Here is a 16,365-nt window from a genome sequence, read left to right on the forward strand (position 1 = left end):
GAAGGCAGCGGGAGCCGAACCCGCCGCGCGGCCCTAAGCCGATTGCCGCGAGAAAATCCGGATCACCGAATTCAGGTGCGTGAGCATCGCGCGGCGCGCGCCCTTTGCGTCGCGCGCCTCCAGCGCGTCGAGGATCGCGCGGTGCTCGACCTCGGAGCGATGCGGCATGTCACGCGGCGTGTAGAGCCGCTGCAGACGCTGGAACAGCGGATCGTAGCGATGCGCGAGCATCTGCTTGACCATCATCGCGTAGGCGTCGTTGCCGCTCGCCTCGGCGATGCGGATATGGAACAGGCGGTCGCCCGGATGCGTGGTCGAGCCGCTGCGGTTGTCCCGCTGGTTGCGCAGGAACGCGTCGTGAATCGCGGCGAGCTGCGCCTCGGAGGCATGGACGGCCGCGAGTTCGGCCGCCTCGGGCTCGATCAGTTTGCGCGCCTGCAACAGCGAGAACGGCGGGATTTCCGCGTCGAGGTCGAACTCGATGCCGAGTTCGGGATCGACTTCGAGCCGCGCCGAACGCGGCGCGGCCACCGTGTCGGGCGTGGCCGGCCGCGGCTCGCGCGGCCGCACCGACACGCCGTCGCCGACCCGCACCGACACCAGCCCGTTCACCTCCAGGGCGATCAGCGCCTCGCGCACCGAGGTACGCGAGACGCCGAACTGCACGGCCAGTTCGCGCTCGGGCGGCAGGTAGCTGCCCGGCGGAAAGCTGCCCGATTCGATCATCGCGCGCAGCTGGTCGGCGATTTGCTGGTAGAGACGGCGGTTCTGGATGGGCTGGATCGGCATACTTGCGCGGGCGAGGAGCGTCGGGGTCGAAGGCGTTCGCCGCCCGCGGCCGGCAAGGCGGCGAACGTGAACCAGACGGCGATTCTAATACGTCGGCGCGAGCCGCCCCGTCCGCCCCCTTCCCGCCGCCCCTCTCGGGCGCGGCTCAGGCGCCGGCCACGCGGCTGCCGCGCCAGCCGTACCACGCGACGATCGCGAAGCACACGAGCGGCAGCGCATAAGCCATGCTCACGCCCGAGCCGTCGGCCACGCGCCCCATCGCATACGGCATGATCGCGCCGCCGACGATCGACATCACCTGGTACGACGCGCCGCGCTTGGTCTGCGGCCCGAGGTCCTTCACGCCGAGCGCGAAGATGGTCGGGAACATGATCGACATGAAGAAGAACACGGCGATCAGCGCCAGCACCGACACCACCGGGATGCCGGCCAGCACCACCACGCTCAGCGCCACGTTGGCGAGCGCATAGACGCTCAGCAGCGCGGCCGGCGGGATCCGGCCCATCAGCGCGGTGCTGACGAAGCGCCCGGCCATGAACAGCAGCAGCGCCACCGACAGCAGGAACGAGGCGCGCTGGGCGGTCAGCGCCGGCCAGTGGACGATCGCGTAGTTGATGAAGAACGCGCCCACGCCCACCTGCGCGGCCACATAGAAGAACTGCGCGACGATCCCGCCGACGAAGTGCGGGCGCGACCAGAGCGAGGCGCCGGCCGCGCGCTGCGCGGGCGAGGCGGCGCGGCGGATGTCGGGCATCGGCGTGCGCGCGATCAGCAGCGCGAGCAGCACCACGATCACCGCGATCGCCACGTAGGTCACGCGCACCGAATCGAGGCCGGCCTCGGCACCCGCAGCGGCGGTCGCCGAGGGCGCCGCCGCCTGGAAGAAGAACGTGCCGCCGATCAGCGGCCCGAGGAAGCTGCCGAGCCCGTTGAACGACTGCGAGAGGTTGAGCCGCCGCTCGGCCGTCTCGGGCGCGCCGAGTTCGGTCACGTAGGGATTCGCGGCGGTCTCGAGGCAGCCGAGCCCGGCGGCGATCACGAACAGCGCGAACAGGAAGAACGGGAAGCTCGCGGCCGCCGAGGCCGGAATGAACAGCAGCGCGCCGATCGCGTAGAGCGCCAGGCCAAGCAGGATGCCGCGCTTGTAGCCGAAGCGCTCCATCAGCAGCGCGGCCGGCATCGCCATCACGAAGTAGGCACCGAAATAGGCGCCCTGCAGCAGGCCCGACTGCGCCTTGCTGACATGCAGCACGTCCTGGAAATGCTTGTTGAGCACGTCGAGCAGCCCATACGACAGCCCCCACATGAAAAAGAGGCTCGTCACCAGAATGAACGCGGTGCGCCAGTCGTGGCTGCGTTCCGTCGTGCCGGCCGGCGCCGCGCCGGCCCTCGATACCTGTTGCATGATGCTTGTCTCCTTCCGTTGCCGTCTCGGTCGATCGCCCTGCCCGCCGTGTTCCTGATGCGCCCGGGATGCGCCGCGTTACTGCCGGGAGAGATCGAAGATGCGCGCCATCGGCGTCCACTTGGTGCCCGGCTCGCTCCATGGCGTCGGCTGCTGGAACGTATCCATCAGCGCCTCCCATTCCACGACCTTCGGATCGGCCAGGCTCGCCGCCCGCATCCGCGCCGCATCGAACACGGCGTCGTCGGTCTCCATCACCATCGTGAGCCGGTTACCGATCCGGTAGATCTCCATCGCCGTCACGCCCTGCCCGCGCAGATGCGCGGCGATCTGCGGCCAGATCCGCTCGTGATGCGCTTCGTAGCGCGCGATCGATTCCGGGTCGTCCTTCAGGTCCAGCGCCAGGCATTGCCGCATCGGGGTGTCTCCGGGGTTGGCCGCGCGACGCGAAGCGAGGCGCCGTGCGGGTGGGTTGCAATGCGTTGGATCGCGTGTGCGTCGTTGCGCGCCTCAACTCAGCGCGCGGTCGAGATGCGTGTAGCCGCCGTCCACGAACAGCCACTGGCCGGTGGTGTGCGCCGCGCGCCCCGACAGCAGGAACACGGCGGTGGCGGCGATCTCGTCGGCGCTCGTCATGCGCTGGCCGAGAGGGATGCGCTGCGTGATCGCGGCGAGCTTGGCGGCCGGATCGTCGAAGCTCGCGAGCCACGATTCGTAGAGCGGCGTCATCACCTCGGCCGGCACCACGGCGTTCACGCGCACGCCGTGGGCGGCCAGCGAGGCGGCCCATTCGCGCGTGAGCGAGAGCACCGCGCCCTTGGCCGCGCAATAGCCGCTGGTGCCGCCCTGGCCGGTGAGCGCCGTCTTCGACGAGACGTTGACGATCGCGCCGCGGCTCGCCTTCAGGTGCGGCTCGCAGTAATGCGCCATCGCGTAGTAATGGATCAGGTTGCGTTCGAGCGAGGCGACGAACGCGGCGCGCCCGGCGCCGAGGCCGACGCTGTCGTTCACGCCGGCGTTGTTGACGAGCGCGTCGATGCGGCCGAATTCGGCAAGCGCGCCGGCCACGGCGGCCTCGCATTGCGCGTCGTCGAGCAGGTCGGTGCGCACGAAGCGCGTGCGCGGCTGCAACGCGCGCAGCTCGGCCGCGAACGCGTCGTCGGGCGCGTTGCGGTCGAGCACGACCGGGATCGCGTGCTCGGCGGCCAGCGCGCGCGTGATCGCGGCACCGATGCCGGCCGCGCCGCCCGTGACCAGCACGACCTTGTCTTCGAGATCGAGATTCAACTGGCTGCCTCCGTGATGTCCAGCGGGCTCAGGCCGCGGCGCCGGCAGGCGCCCCGGACGTGCCGCGGAACCGGTACTGTTCGAGCGACTCGGGTTTCATCTCGATCGAGAAGCCCGGCGCCGCCGGCGGCAGATAGGCCGCGTCGCGCACCACGCATGGCTCGACGAAATGCTCGTGCAGGTGATCGACGTACTCGATCACGCGGCCCTCGCGCGTGCCGGCAATGCAGACGTAGTCGATCATCGACAGATGCTGCACGTACTCGCACAGCCCCACGCCGCCCGCATGCGGGCACACCGGCAGGCCGTATTTCGCCGCCAGCAGCATCACCGCCAGGATCTCGTTGACGCCGCCCAGCCGGCACGCATCGATCTGCACCACGTCGATCGCCCCGCGCATGATGAACTGCTTGAACAGCACGCGGTTCTGGCACATCTCGCCGGTGGCCACCTGCACCGGGCCGATCGCCTCGCGGATCTTGCGGTGGCCTTCCACGTCGTCGGGACTGGTCGGCTCCTCGATGAACCACGGTTTCGCGAACGCCAGCTCGCGCACCCAGTCGATCGCCTCGCTCACTTCCCACACCTGGTTCGCGTCGATCATCAGCTTGCGATCGGGGCCGAGCACCTCGCGCGCGATCGTCACGCGGCGGATGTCGTCCTCGAGGTTCGCGCCCACCTTCAGCTTCACGTGATGGAAGCCGGCGTCCACCGCTTCCTGGCAGAGCCGGCGCAGCTTGTCGTCGCCGTAGCCGAGCCAGCCGGCCGAGGTCGTGTAGCACGGGTAGCCCTCGCGTTCGAGCGTGGCGATCCGCTCTGCCTTGCCGGGCGCCTGGCGCTGCAGCAGCGCGAGCGCCTCGTCGCGCGTGAGGCCGTCGCTCAGGTAGCGGAAGTCGATGCAGCGCACGAGTTGCTCGGGCGTCATGTCGGCCACGAGGCGCCAGAGCGGCTTGCCCTCGGCCTTGGCCCAGAGGTCCCAGGCGGCGTTGACCACGGCGCCGGTGGCGAGGTGGATGGCGCCCTTGTCGGGGCCGATCCAGCGCAACTGGCTGTCGGAGGTGAGGTGGCGCCAGAAGCGGCCCATGTCCTCGCGGATCCAGTCGAGGTCGAGGCCGACCACGAGATGGCGCATCGCCTCGATGGCGGCGCAGCAGATCTCGTTGCCGCGGCCGATCGTGAAGGTCAGGCCGTGGCCGGCCAGGCCGTCGTGATCGGTGTCGAGGATCACGTAGGCGGCCGAGTAGTCGGGATCGGGGTTCATCGCGTCGGAGCCGTCGAGCCGTTGCGAGGTCGGAAAGCGCACGTCCAGGACGCGCATCGAGCGGATGATGGGCATGGTGATCGGTCGTGAATCCAGCTGCGTGCTGCGTCGTTTCGGAATGGCAATCGAAGCCGGCGGGCGAGCCATCGTGACCGGCGTGTTGGTGTCGATTGGTTTAATGGTCCAGCCAATTGCAGCCAATCATACGACGTTCAATGCCTCGATGGACTCCGGGTTTTCCCGGGCGCGGCGTGGAGCTTCGTGGGCTTCGGGGACTCCAGGCGAGATGGGCCGGCGGGCGCGATGCAAGCGCGAGCCGGCCCGCCTTCCTCCGGCTCGCGGCGTTCAGTCGATCCGGTAGAAACGGCGCGCGTTGCCGCCGAACAGATCCGCCATCGCGCCGGCGCCGAACCAGCGCTCGCCGTCGCGCTCGCAGGCGGCGACCCAATCCTCGTAGCCGCCGTGATGCGCGGCGAGCCGCAGCACCGGCCAGTCGCTGCCCCACATCACGCGGCGCGGGCCGAACAGCTCGGCCACCGCCTGCACGTAGGGCGCGCTCGGGTTGCCCCCGGTCACGTCGCCGGCCTCGGTCCAGAGGCCCGACAGCTTGCAGTGCAGGTTCGGCAGTGCCGCGAGCCGCGCCATCGCGCTGCGCCACGGCTCGATCGCGCCGCTCGCGATCGGCGGCTTGGCGGCGTGATCGATCACGATCGGCAGATCCGGATACCGTTGCGCGAAGGTTGCGAGCGCATCGAGTTGCGCGGGCAGCACGAGCGCGTCGAAGCGCAGGTCGTGCGCGAGCAGCGCGGCCACGGCCGGTGCCAGCGCCGCGTCGTCGATCCAGCGGTCGTCGAGCGATTGCAGCATCGGCCGCACGCCGCGGAACTTCGGCGCCGCCGCGAACCGGGCAATCTGCGCGGGCGCGTCGGCCGCCTTCAGGTCGACCCAGCCGACCACCGCCTTCACGCTCGGCGTCGCGCTCGCGAGATCGAGCAGGTAGCGCGTGTCGTCGAGCGACGGCAGCGACTGCACGAGCACGGTGCCGTCGATGCCCGTCGCACGCAGATGCGGCGCGAGATCGGCCGGGCCGAAATCACGATGGATCGCCGTGAGTTCGGGCGGCGGCCAGTCGCCCGCGCGGGCGGCGATTTGCCAGTAATGCTGATGCGCATCGATGCGTGAGCTCATCGGGCGTGTTCCTCGTTCGGGTTGACGTCGCGCAGCGGCTGCCTGCGCGGGCGAAACAGCAGAAAGGGCGAAAAAACGCTTCGGGATCCGGATCAACGACGCAGACGCCGGCGGCGTCACCGCCCGTACCACCGGCACCGGCGCCTCGGGTCGTGCCGGCATCGGACCAAAGGTCCAGCCAATCCGCTCGAAGATCGTTCAGAACGGCGCCGCCGGCCATCCGGGCTAACCCGCAACCCCGATCCATGGCCCACATGACGGCCTGGTTTCGTCTTGCTTGCCGCCGCCCGGCGTGAATCCATTCCGAATTGCGGTGAAATGAAAATATCGCCGCCATCTTCTCGTTTCACGGCACGATCACCATTCCAATTCAAACAGTCATTTCAATTAACAAGCATATTTTTCTTTATCGATTTGCGAATCGGCAAAAACTTCAGATCAGCGGATTTCGACAATCCTTTTGTTCCATTACAAAAAATTACGATGTATATTCGCTCACGGATTCGGCGGCAGCCGGCATTCAGCAAAGCGTCGGCTCGATGTCAGCCTGGGGCGGCGCCGCCGCTGCGCCGCCGCGATCCCGAAGCGAGAAAGCCAACGGCACCGAGGCCTCGCGGCCGTCGCGCGGGCGCTGGCCGAGATCCGTGTCGTCGAGCCGGCACGCGCCCGAGAGCGCGCCACGTTTGCCAACCATTCTTGAACAACAGGGCCTTCGATCATGCATTTCATCACCTGATTTCCGCTTAATTCCCGCCTTCGTTTCATCCGGAAAGCCAGCCATTTCTTTTCGCCGAAATCAAACCGGCGAGGGAGCGGCATTGCCTGCCGGTTTCAACATGACATCAACCGTTCATTCCAACAGCAGAGGCATCGGTATGTGGAAGCGTATCCGCAACATCCGTCATCTCTCCCTGATCGGGCTGCTGGCGCTCGCCGCCTGCGGCGGTGACGACGGCGGCGCCGGCTCGGCCGTCTCGCTCGGCGCGGCGAACAATCCGGCCGGCACCGCCGCGCCGACCCGGGCCACGGTCAACCCCGGCACGCCGCCGGTGGAAATGCCCGACACCGTCGTGCCCGTCAACTACAAGCTCTGGTTCCGGCCGAGCGACGACCTGAGCCAGTTCCAGGGGCGCGCCGACGTCGAGATCAACGTCAAGCAGGCCGTCAACGCGATCGTGGTGGCCGGCCATCGCATCCAGTTCACCAACGGCAAGATCACGCTGCAGCCCGGCAACATCGAGCTGATCGCCACGCCGCAGGGCCAGGGCGACTACTACCAGCTGCGCCCGGCCAGCGGCACGATCCCGCGCGGCAACTACTCGCTGCACATGGAATGGCAGGGCATCATCAACTTCGATTCGCACGGCGACCCGGCGCAGGGCACGGTCGGCAGTTGCGACAACGATCCGTATCCGGGCTGCTCGGCGGCCGAGGGCATGTTCCGCGTCGACCTGGTCGGCACCGACGGCACCTCCAGCGGCGCGGTGCTCACGCAAGGCGAATCGGACCTCGCGCGCCAGTGGTTCCCGGGCTGGGACGAACCCGCGTTCCGTCCCACCTATGAAGTGTCGGCCGAGGTGCCGCAAGCGTGGCGCGTGGTGTCGAACGCGGCCGAGAAGCCGGCCGCCAGCATCGGCGGCGGCTACAAGCTGGTGTCGTTCGAGAAGACACCGCCGATGCCGTCGTACCTGCTGTTCTTCGGCGGCGGCAAGTTCGACACGCTCGAAGACGACTTCACGAGCCCGCTGCCCGACGGCAAGGGGCTGCACCTGCGCATCTTCACGCCGCCCGGCATGAGCGAGTGGGCGAAGCCGGCGATGCAGGAAACCAAGCAGGCGCTCGACTACTACTACCGCTACACCGGCATCGCGCTGCCGCTGACCAAGTTCGACACGATCGCCGCGAACGACAAGTTCAAGGCGCAGAAGGACCTGAACTTCGGCGGCATGGAGAACTGGGGGTCGATCCTGGAGTTCGCCGACGACATCCTGCCCAAGCCCGGCACGCCGATGTCGCGCTACGGGCTCACGGTGCTGACGCACGAGGCCGCGCACCAGTGGTTCGGCGATCTCGTCACGCTCGACTGGTGGGACGACGTCTGGCTCAACGAGTCGTTCGCGACGTACTTCGAGACGCGCACCACGATCCAGTTCCATCCGGACGTGTTCAACTGGGTGCAGGACGCCGGCAACAAGGCGGCCGTGATCAAGGCCGACATCGGCCCCGACGCGTTCCCGGTGCAGCCGAACTTCAACGCGTTCGGTTCGAACGACTTCGTGATCAACGCCGGCACCTTCGTCTACGACAAGGGCGGCCACGTGCTGAAGATGCTGGAGGGTTATCTCGGCGACGAGGTGATGCGCAAGGGGCTGCAGCAGTATCTGGCCGACTATTCGTTCGGCAACGGCACGCCGCAGCGGCTGTGGGATGCACTGTCGAACGCGAGCGGCCAGAAGGTCGGCCCGATCGGCGACAGCTTCGTGCGCCAGACCGGCGTGCCGCTGCTGTCGCTCGACACGCAGTGCGACCTGACGAAGAACCAGAACATCGTCACGCTGAAACAGGCGCCGTTCCCGAACCGGAACGCCTACCCCGGCACGCAGTGGACGATTCCGGTGACGCTCGCGTATGGCGACGGCCTCATCAACCGCAAGACGCTCGCGCTCTCCGACACGCAGACGCAGGTGCGGCTCGAGGGCTGCTCGGCGGTGCTCGCGAACCCCACCGGCTTCGACTACTACGTGACGAACTACAGCGACACGGCCTGGAGCGCGCTGCTGCCGCAACTGTCGCGCGTGAACGATCCGGTGCTGCTGACGAACCTGCGCAACGACGCGGCGCTGCTCGTCAGCAACCAGCTCGCGCCGGCTTCGCGCTCGGCCGCGCTGACCTCGGTGAGCGGCCCGGCGGCGGTCTCGCTGCGGCAGCTGGCGACGGCGCCGTCGGTGGTGCGCCAGGCCCGGCCGGTGGTGCGCTATCACGGCAAGTTCGTGGCACGGCAGCGGCAGGTGCAATAAGCGGCTGCACAGCAAGCTGCATACGGCTGCCTACGCCGATGAGGGCGCGGCGGCCGGCCAGCCGGCCATCGCCTCTCGTCGGCTGGCTACGCCCCCGCATCGTCTCGATGCGAGGGCGTTTTTCATACCGCAGGCCCGCCCTTCCCGCCCGACATCGGCATCGGCCTGAGATGGAATATGGCGGCTCGCCGAGCCATTGAGAGGTGGCCGCGCAAATTCGGACAGTCGGGTAAGTGGAATGCCCGGGGCTTGAGCCAGCGATAATGCAGGCAAAGGAATCGGAAAGATGACGAAGAGAACCCGACGGACGCACTCAGCGGCGTTCAAGGCGAAAGTGGCCCTGGCGGCGGTCAAGGGCGAGCGCACGCTGGCCGAGCTGGCGCAGCAGTTCGATGTGCATCCGAACCAGATCACGGAGTGGAAGCGGCAACTGCAGGAGCGTGCGGCGGATGTGTTCGGCGCGGCCGGTCCACCGTCGAACGAGCCGCCGGTGGACGTGAAAACGCTGCACGCGAAGATCGGACAGTTGACGCTGGAGAACGATTTTTTGTCCGGAGCGCTCGGCAAAGCCGGACTGTCGAGCGCAAAGCGATGATTGACCGCACGCATGCGTTGCCGGTTTCGCGACAGACGCGACTGGTTGGCGTCGCGAGATCGAGCGCATATTACCGGGCGCAGCCAGTGAGCGAGGCGGATCAGTTGCTGATGCGTCGAATCGACGAACTGCACATGGGGTTTCCATTTTCCGGGGCACGGATGCTGGCACGTCTGTTACGCCGGGAAGGCCATGAAGTCGGCCGCCAGCGTGTGCGCGCGCTGATGAGGCGCATGGGTGTCGAGGCGCTGTACTGCAAGCCGAACACGAGCCGGCGCCACGCACAGCACAAGATCTGGCCGTACCTGCTACGCGGCATGAAGATCGACCGTGCCAATCAGGTGTAGAAGTTCAGACTTGATCTGACAGTAAGGCCTTGCCAAGAGGTGGGGTTACCCGTTTTGATAGAGGTGCGAATCTTCATCAAAACAGCGCGCAAGCGCCAAGGAGTCACCCCGTGAGTAGTCTCAACCAAAACGTCATCCGCCACAAGATCGGTCTGCTGAATCTGGCCACCGAGCTGGGCAACGTGTCGAAAGCCTGCAAGGTGATGGGGCTCTCGCGCGATACGTTCTACCGTTATCAGAACGCCGTGGCCGAGGGCGGCATCGATGCCCTGTTCGACAGCAATCGGCGCAAGCCGAATCCCAAGAATCGCGTCGATGAATCGACGGAAATCGTCGTGCTGGGCTATGCCATGGAGCAGCCCGCCCACGGGCAGGTTCGGGTCAGCAACGAATTACGCCGGCGCGGCATTTTCGTGTCTGCATCCGGGGTTCGTTCGATCCGGCTGCGTCACGCGTTGTCGTCCTTCAAGCTGAGGCTCGTGGCGCTGGAGAAGCAGGTCGCTGAAAAAAGCATCGTGCTGAGCGAGGACCAGGTGGCCGCGCTGGAAAGAAAGCAGGACGACGATGTGGCCCACGGCGAAATCGAAACCGCTCATCCCGGCTATCTGGGCTCGCAAGACACGTTCTAGGTGGGCACGATCAAGGGCGTAGGCCGGATCTACCAGCAGACCTTCGTCGACACGTACAGCAAAGTGGCCATGGCCAAGCTGTACACCACCAAGACGCCGATCACGGCGGCCGATCTGCTCAATGATCGGGTGCTGCCGTTCTTCGAGGAGCACGGCATGGGTGTGATGCGCATGCTGACCGATCGAGGCACGGAGTATTGCGGCAAGCCGGAATCGCACGATTATCAGTTGTACCTGGCGCTGAACGACATCGAGCACACCAGAACCAAGGCGTGACATCCGCAGACGAATGGCATCTGCGAGCGGTTCCACAAAACCATCCCGCAGGAGTTTTATCAGGTCGCGTTCCGCCGCAAGCTGTATCTGGACGCTGTCGGAGCTGCAGGTCGATCTCGATGCCTGGCTGATGTACTACAACGGCGAGCGGACCCATCAAGGTAAGATGTGTTGTGGTCGCACGCCTCTGCAAACGCTCATCACGGGCAAGGAGGTGTGGAAGGAGAAAGTGAGCCACCTGAATCTGATCTGACAGTCACGCACCGTCGGAACGGGTAACTGTCAGATCGGGTCGCGACTTCTACAGTTGAAAAATAACACCCTTCGTCCGACGCACATCAAGTTTAGCTCAGAATTTTTGCACGCCCGTTTTTCGCGAGCTTGCTCAAAGTTTCATACTTTGGGGCATGTCAGTTAGGGCGCTTTTTCTCGATCCGGCAGCCATTTCGAATGATGCACGCGACTGGCTTCTTGCGGCTTCGATGTACGCCAATTTCAACGCGGGCGTTCAGCGGCGCTTCCGTCGTTGTCTACGCCCATTCCATAAAACCAGTCACCAGACTGATCTTTTGAACCACTGAGTGTGAAGTATTTAAACGCCGTAAATGACATCCGGGATGGATTGCGCTGCCGCGATCTCTGGCTGGCGCTGGGTGTGCAGGATATTCGTCAGCGCTATCGACGCTCACTGCTGGGGCCGTTCTGGCTGACAATCAGCATGGCCGTGATGATCGGCGCGATGGGTCCGCTCTATGGCATGCTGTTCAAGTACGATCCCGCCACCTTCATCCCACACCTCGCGCTTGGCCTCATCATCTGGGGCTTCATGGCTGGCCAGATTGCCGATTTTGGCGAGGCGTTCTCGAACTCGACCAACTACCTCCGACAAATAAAGTTGCCGCTATCAATGTTCGTGTTCCGGGTGATGTGGCGCCATACGATTATCCTGGGGCACAACATCCTCGTCTTTGTGATCGTCTGGGCCATTCTGCCGGTTCACCTGAATGCTAGCTTACTGGTCCTGCCGCTCTCGATGTTGGTCGTGCTCGTCAACCTGTTCTGGATGGGTTGCGTGGTGAGCATTTTTTGCACACGCTATCGCGACATGCATCCGGTGATCTCCAATTTGGTGCAGGTGCTGTTCTTCGTGACGCCAATCATCTGGAAAGTCGAGCAATTGTCGCCGAAGCGTCAGCACCTGATCCACTTCAATCCGTTCTTCTACCTGCTCGAACTCATACGCCAGCCGCTGCTGGGCCGGATGCCAGCGCCAGCAACCTGGATCGGTGCGATTGGCATGGCCGTGGTAGGCCTCGCGCTGGCGCTGGCGATGCTCGGCAAGCTGCGTCATCGCGTGACGTACTGGCTTTGATCGAGGGCGTTTAATATGCATATTTCGCTTGAAAATGTCACCGTTCGCTTTCCGATTTACGACGCACGGCACCGCTCGTTCAAACGTGCGGTGATGGCTGCCGCGACCGGCGGCCGGTTTGTCGGTTCGCCTGGCCATACGGTCGTAGAGGCGTTGCATGAAATCAACCTCGAAATCGTACGTGGCGACCGCATAGCGCTGATCGGCGGCAACGGTGCCGGCAAGACGACGTTGCTGCGCGTGCTGGCGGGCGTCTATGAGCCCGAAATCGGCAAGGTTCACGTGCAGGGACGGATTACCAGCCTGCTTGATTCAATGCTCGGGATGGATCTGGAGTCGACCGGCTACGAGAACATGTATCTGCGCGGACTGTTCCTCGGACTGAAGGCGAAGGAAATTGCCAGGCTCGCGGAAGAGATTGCGGAATTCAGCGAACTCGGCGACTTCCTGAACGTACCGGTGCGGACCTATTCGGCGGGCATGACGCTGCGGCTTGCCTTTTCGATTTCTACCGTGATCAAGCCGGAAATCCTGCTAATGGACGAGTGGATGAGTGTCGGCGATGAACATTTCAAGCACAAGGCTGAAACGCGTCTGGAGCAATTCGTCAGCGATGCCGGCATTTTGGTGATTGCGACGCATGATCACGAGCTCGCGGAGCGTCTCGCGACGCGGCGCATCACGATGGAGCACGGCACCATCGTGTCGGAGGCGAGCTGCTGACACTGGACACACGAACGCGTGTTTGTTGCAATGTTTTGCCCTCCAGGGGAAACAGTCATCGCGTGCGATGTCTCCTTTGCACACTACGTGGCGCACCGTATATTAGACGGGATTTGCTGTTTTTATACTGTATGCATATTTTTAAGAGCGAATTGATGGGCAGCCCGTTGATTTCGATTGTGGTTCCGACCACTGGGAAAGAAAGAAATCTCTTTCGTTGCTTGAACTCATTGGTAAACAACGCACCGAAACCGCTGCTCGAAAAGGCGGAACTCATTGTTTTTCTGAACGCGGATCCAATTGCACCGATCGACTACTCGCATGTCGAAAATCGTCTTGAACGCATCCAGGCGCTATTCCACTCAATGAAGGTAGTGCGCTCGGAACGCTTCGAGCTGACAGCGGAAGAGTCGGCCCACTCGGCATCCGCGCACGCGCAAGGCAAGTACATCTGGCTTGCCGGTGATAAGCGGATTTTCCTGCCGGAAGGGCTGCGTATGCTGGCAAAGTGGCTGGAAGCACCGACGACACCGGCCGCTTACTTCAACTCCAGCTGGATCGACCAGACCGGCAAGACCAACAATTACCCGTCGACGCACATGCTGGCGAATCACGCAGCGATGCCATACAAGCTATTCGTCATGAGCACCGGCATAAACTTCATCGCGACCGGCATGGGGGCATGGATCTTCGAGCGACGCTGTCTCGATCGGGCGGTCTGGAAGGAAATCATCGTCACATGCGGGCCGCACTTCTCGCATGTGACCACGGCGCTGGCGATGCTTGACGGCGAGGATGTCCAGTATTTTTCGATGTACCTCGTCCAGATCGAAAGTAAGGCCTACCACGCGGGCGACGACAGCGAATGGGCGCGCTACTCGAAGCTTGCCAAGACATACCGCTACTACGCGTGGACATTCGGCCTGATTCGCCAGTTCAATTACCTGATCGCGAAAGGCGTCTACGATCACGGTGACGTGCGGCGGTCGATGTGTTCGGAAGGCACGCTGCTGCGCCGTCAGGTCGACGAGATCTATTCGCACATCGTCGCGCAGATCAGATTCGGATGGTTCAAGAAGTTGGAGCGGATAACGCAGACCGAATTCGACGAGGTCTACGATTTCCTGTGTCGTGTCTGCCCCGAGAAGGCCATTCTCAACGACATGATCAAGGAACTCTACGTTGGCTGCAATTCGCTGCGGGGGCGGGATTTCACCGACAAGATAGGACTGGTTCTTGATGCAATTGGCATCGACAGCCTGGCGCTTCGATTCGGCACCCTGATCGTCAGCCAGCTCGGCGACAGCTTCGTGCGCTTGCATCCGCGCGGCTTCATCGTTTCACGAGTGAGTGACAACGATAACTTTATGCTTGCCTACAAGCTCATCGATGCGCCGGCGATCAGCGACCACTGGCAGATCCTCACCCAGAAGGAAATGGATGAATTCGTGCTTGTCGAGCCCGTCGACTCGTTATCGCACGTCTACCCGATCAGCATAACTCCGGCGCAGCCGACCAGCGCGCTGCGAAAACTGACGCACCGCGTCGTCGTGTACCTTTACCGTAGCCGCCTGACGTATGCAGTGGTGAACATGGCGCCGGGCGCCATGAAGCGCAAGCTCAGGGCGATGCTGTACTGACCGAGCCGGCTGCCGAACGTCAATGACGGCGCCCTTTCGCGTATCGGGTCCGGCGGAACCTTCAGTTCCACCGTACGTCGGAGTGGCGAATTATCGCTCCCAGGTCACGTCGCCGATGTCAGTCGAATACGGTTTGCCGTTCTCGTCGAACTTCGTCGTGATGGCCGGACCGCGATAGCCGTCTTCCTGGACAGCCACGTCGATCAGACGACGCGGCACACCGCTATTCAGACTGGCCTCGAGTTGTTCCAGCGTCTCGCACTTCTCGTAAGGCAGGCCGACGAGTTCCGCCAGCAGTTCAAACTCGGGTTCGAACAAGCCGGACTTTGCCGATGCGCCGAACTCCTTCCTGAACGCACGCGTCTGCGACTTGATGATCGACTGGTAACCACGGTTGTTCAGCACAACGACCGTCAGCGGTAGATCCGGGTTCGCCGCGAGCGTGAACAGTTCCTGCACGTTGAGCAGCAAGCCGCCATCGCCCTCAAGACAGACCACGGGTTGCTTCAACGCGGCAACAGCACCCACCGCGGTCGGTAGGCCGAGTCCCATGGAGCCGAGTACATGCCCCGCCCACGCGAAGGTCGCGCCTTCGGCCGGCTTGAAGAAACGGGCGATGCCTTCGATCGCGTAGCCCGACGCGGTCGGCACGACGTACTTGCCGAGGCGCGACTTCGACAGCACGTTCGATATCTGGTACGTCGTCAGACGGGGCGTACCGAATGCCGCCTGTTCGTCCGTCTGGTCCTTGATCAGCAGGCTCTTGCAATGGGCAAGCCATTCGGCGCTGTGAGTCTCGGGAGCACGCTCGAGCAGCGCGCGCACGACGCCGGCGACATTTTCGTTGAAGAAGGTCGTGTTCGGCAGGCCAGCGTTTTTCGCGATCTCCTTCTCGTCCAGTTCGATGACGATGCGCTGCGCGTTCTTGCCGTAGTTGGCCGGATTGAACGCGGTGGTCAGCAGGTCGAGGCGCGTGCCTAGGAAGACGATGAAATCGGCGGACTGGATGATCTGATTCGAATGCGTCGGCGCGAGACCACCGGCACTGCCGAAATTGAGCACGTGATCATGCGTCAACAGATCGAAGCTGGCCCAGGTGAACAGTGTCGGGATGCCGGTCTTCTCCACGAACTGCTTGATCGATGCACGCGAGATTCCGGCAATGCGCAGCGCATTGCCAACGACCAGCACTGGCCGTCGGGCCGTCTTCAGTCCATCGATGATCGCCCCGACTGCTACTTCAGGCACTTCGCGATCCTTGTTGGCAGCGTCGGCGATTTGCTCGGCTATCTTTGCGAGACGCGCTTCGGCATCCGGAACGACTTCAGCCTGGACGTCGAGCGGAATCTCGATGAAAACCGGGCCTTTTCGGCCTGTCAAGGCTTGCGCGAGATGGGCCGCCAGCGTCTTATCATCGATTTCGGCCGGGATGTAGCGGAACGCCGACTTAGTGATCGGCTGCATCAGTTCCAGTTGAGGCGTTTCCTGCGCACCGTGGCTGCGCACACCGTGTGCATTGATGTCCGCGCGCTTGACTTGGCCGGCCAGGACAAACATCGGTACGGAGTCGTAGTACGCCGACGCGACCGAAGTGATCGTGTTGGTGACACCCGGCCCCGACGTGACGATCGCGAGACCCGGCACGACGAAGTCCTTGGCTTTTGCATAACCGTCTGCGGAAGCCGCGACGGCCTGCTCGTGATTGCAGTAAATCACCCGCATGCTGGACTCGGCCGCTGCACGGTTAATGTGCATGGCCATGCCTCCCGTCAAGCTAAACACGGTATCGGTGCCCAGTTGCTGGATATTTGAAAGAATGAATTCTGCGACGTTCAT

Annotated in this window: 12 protein-coding genes and 2 pseudogenes; 6 read left to right on the plus strand and 8 right to left on the minus strand. The window is 63.9% G+C overall.

What is annotated here, in order from left to right; genetic code table 11:
• Nucleotides 1-33: 33 nt before the first annotated feature.
• The 7 genes from bpln_RS09215 to bpln_RS35260 all read right to left on the minus strand — a co-directional run bounded on the left by bpln_RS09215 (nt 34) and on the right by bpln_RS35260 (nt 6,711).
• Nucleotides 34-789 (minus strand): FadR/GntR family transcriptional regulator, encoded by a 756-nt coding sequence (locus bpln_RS09215; protein WP_042624980.1) that lies wholly within the window; start codon nt 787-789, stop codon nt 34-36.
• Nucleotides 790-934: 145 nt separating this feature from the next.
• Nucleotides 935-2,194: an L-fucose:H+ symporter permease gene (fucP, locus tag bpln_RS09220; protein ID WP_042624981.1), complete on the minus strand. Its 1,260-nt coding sequence runs from the start codon at nt 2,192-2,194 to the stop codon at nt 935-937.
• Nucleotides 2,195-2,272: 78 nt separating this feature from the next.
• Nucleotides 2,273-2,611 carry an L-rhamnose mutarotase gene (locus bpln_RS09225; protein WP_042624982.1) on the minus strand — a complete coding sequence of 113 codons (339 nt, stop codon included), beginning with the start codon at nt 2,609-2,611 and terminating at the stop codon, nt 2,273-2,275.
• A gap of 93 nt (nt 2,612-2,704) precedes the next feature.
• Nucleotides 2,705-3,481 carry an SDR family oxidoreductase gene (locus bpln_RS09230; RefSeq protein WP_055138646.1) on the minus strand — a complete coding sequence of 259 codons (777 nt, stop codon included), beginning with the start codon at nt 3,479-3,481 and terminating at the stop codon, nt 2,705-2,707.
• Between the two features lie 28 nt (nt 3,482-3,509).
• Nucleotides 3,510-4,817 carry an L-fuconate dehydratase gene (locus bpln_RS09235; RefSeq protein ID WP_055138647.1) on the minus strand — a complete coding sequence of 436 codons (1,308 nt, stop codon included), beginning with the start codon at nt 4,815-4,817 and terminating at the stop codon, nt 3,510-3,512.
• 270 nt (nt 4,818-5,087) lie between these two features.
• Entirely contained in the window at nt 5,088-5,930 is an 843-nt protein-coding gene (locus tag bpln_RS09240) for an amidohydrolase family protein (protein ID WP_042624985.1), read from the minus strand.
• A 520-nt stretch (nt 5,931-6,450) separates the two neighbouring features.
• Nucleotides 6,451-6,711: a hypothetical protein gene (locus bpln_RS35260; protein WP_148653976.1), complete on the minus strand. Its 261-nt coding sequence runs from the start codon at nt 6,709-6,711 to the stop codon at nt 6,451-6,453.
• Between the two features lie 94 nt (nt 6,712-6,805).
• Here bpln_RS35260 and bpln_RS09245 point away from each other — a divergent pair, with 94 nt between their 5' ends.
• The 6 genes and pseudogenes from bpln_RS09245 to bpln_RS09275 all read left to right on the plus strand — a co-directional run bounded on the left by bpln_RS09245 (nt 6,806) and on the right by bpln_RS09275 (nt 14,529).
• Complete coding sequence (locus bpln_RS09245; RefSeq protein WP_042624986.1) at nt 6,806-8,947, plus strand: M1 family metallopeptidase; 2,142 nt, start codon at nt 6,806-6,808, stop codon at nt 8,945-8,947.
• 286 nt (nt 8,948-9,233) lie between these two features.
• Nucleotides 9,234-9,886 (plus strand): annotated as a pseudogene (locus bpln_RS37665) (IS3 family transposase); the annotation flags it as partial.
• 113 nt (nt 9,887-9,999) lie between these two features.
• Nucleotides 10,000-11,047: pseudogene (locus tag bpln_RS09260) on the plus strand (IS481 family transposase).
• A gap of 330 nt (nt 11,048-11,377) precedes the next feature.
• Nucleotides 11,378-12,166: an ABC transporter permease gene (locus bpln_RS09265; RefSeq protein WP_244132071.1), complete on the plus strand. Its 789-nt coding sequence runs from the start codon at nt 11,378-11,380 to the stop codon at nt 12,164-12,166.
• Nucleotides 12,167-12,181: 15 nt separating this feature from the next.
• Nucleotides 12,182-12,889, plus strand: coding sequence for an ABC transporter ATP-binding protein (locus tag bpln_RS09270; protein ID WP_055138648.1), 708 nt, complete (start codon nt 12,182-12,184; stop codon nt 12,887-12,889).
• 155 nt (nt 12,890-13,044) lie between these two features.
• Nucleotides 13,045-14,529, plus strand: coding sequence for a glycosyltransferase family A protein (locus bpln_RS09275; RefSeq protein ID WP_148653977.1), 1,485 nt, complete (start codon nt 13,045-13,047; stop codon nt 14,527-14,529).
• Between the two features lie 90 nt (nt 14,530-14,619).
• On the opposite strand, the gene bpln_RS09280 is transcribed toward bpln_RS09275, so the two are convergent.
• Nucleotides 14,620-16,365, minus strand: coding sequence for a thiamine pyrophosphate-binding protein (locus bpln_RS09280; protein ID WP_063891207.1), 1,746 nt, complete (start codon nt 16,363-16,365; stop codon nt 14,620-14,622).

The sequence above is a fragment of the Burkholderia plantarii genome, from assembly GCF_001411805.1.
GTDB lineage: Bacteria > Pseudomonadota > Gammaproteobacteria > Burkholderiales > Burkholderiaceae > Burkholderia > Burkholderia plantarii.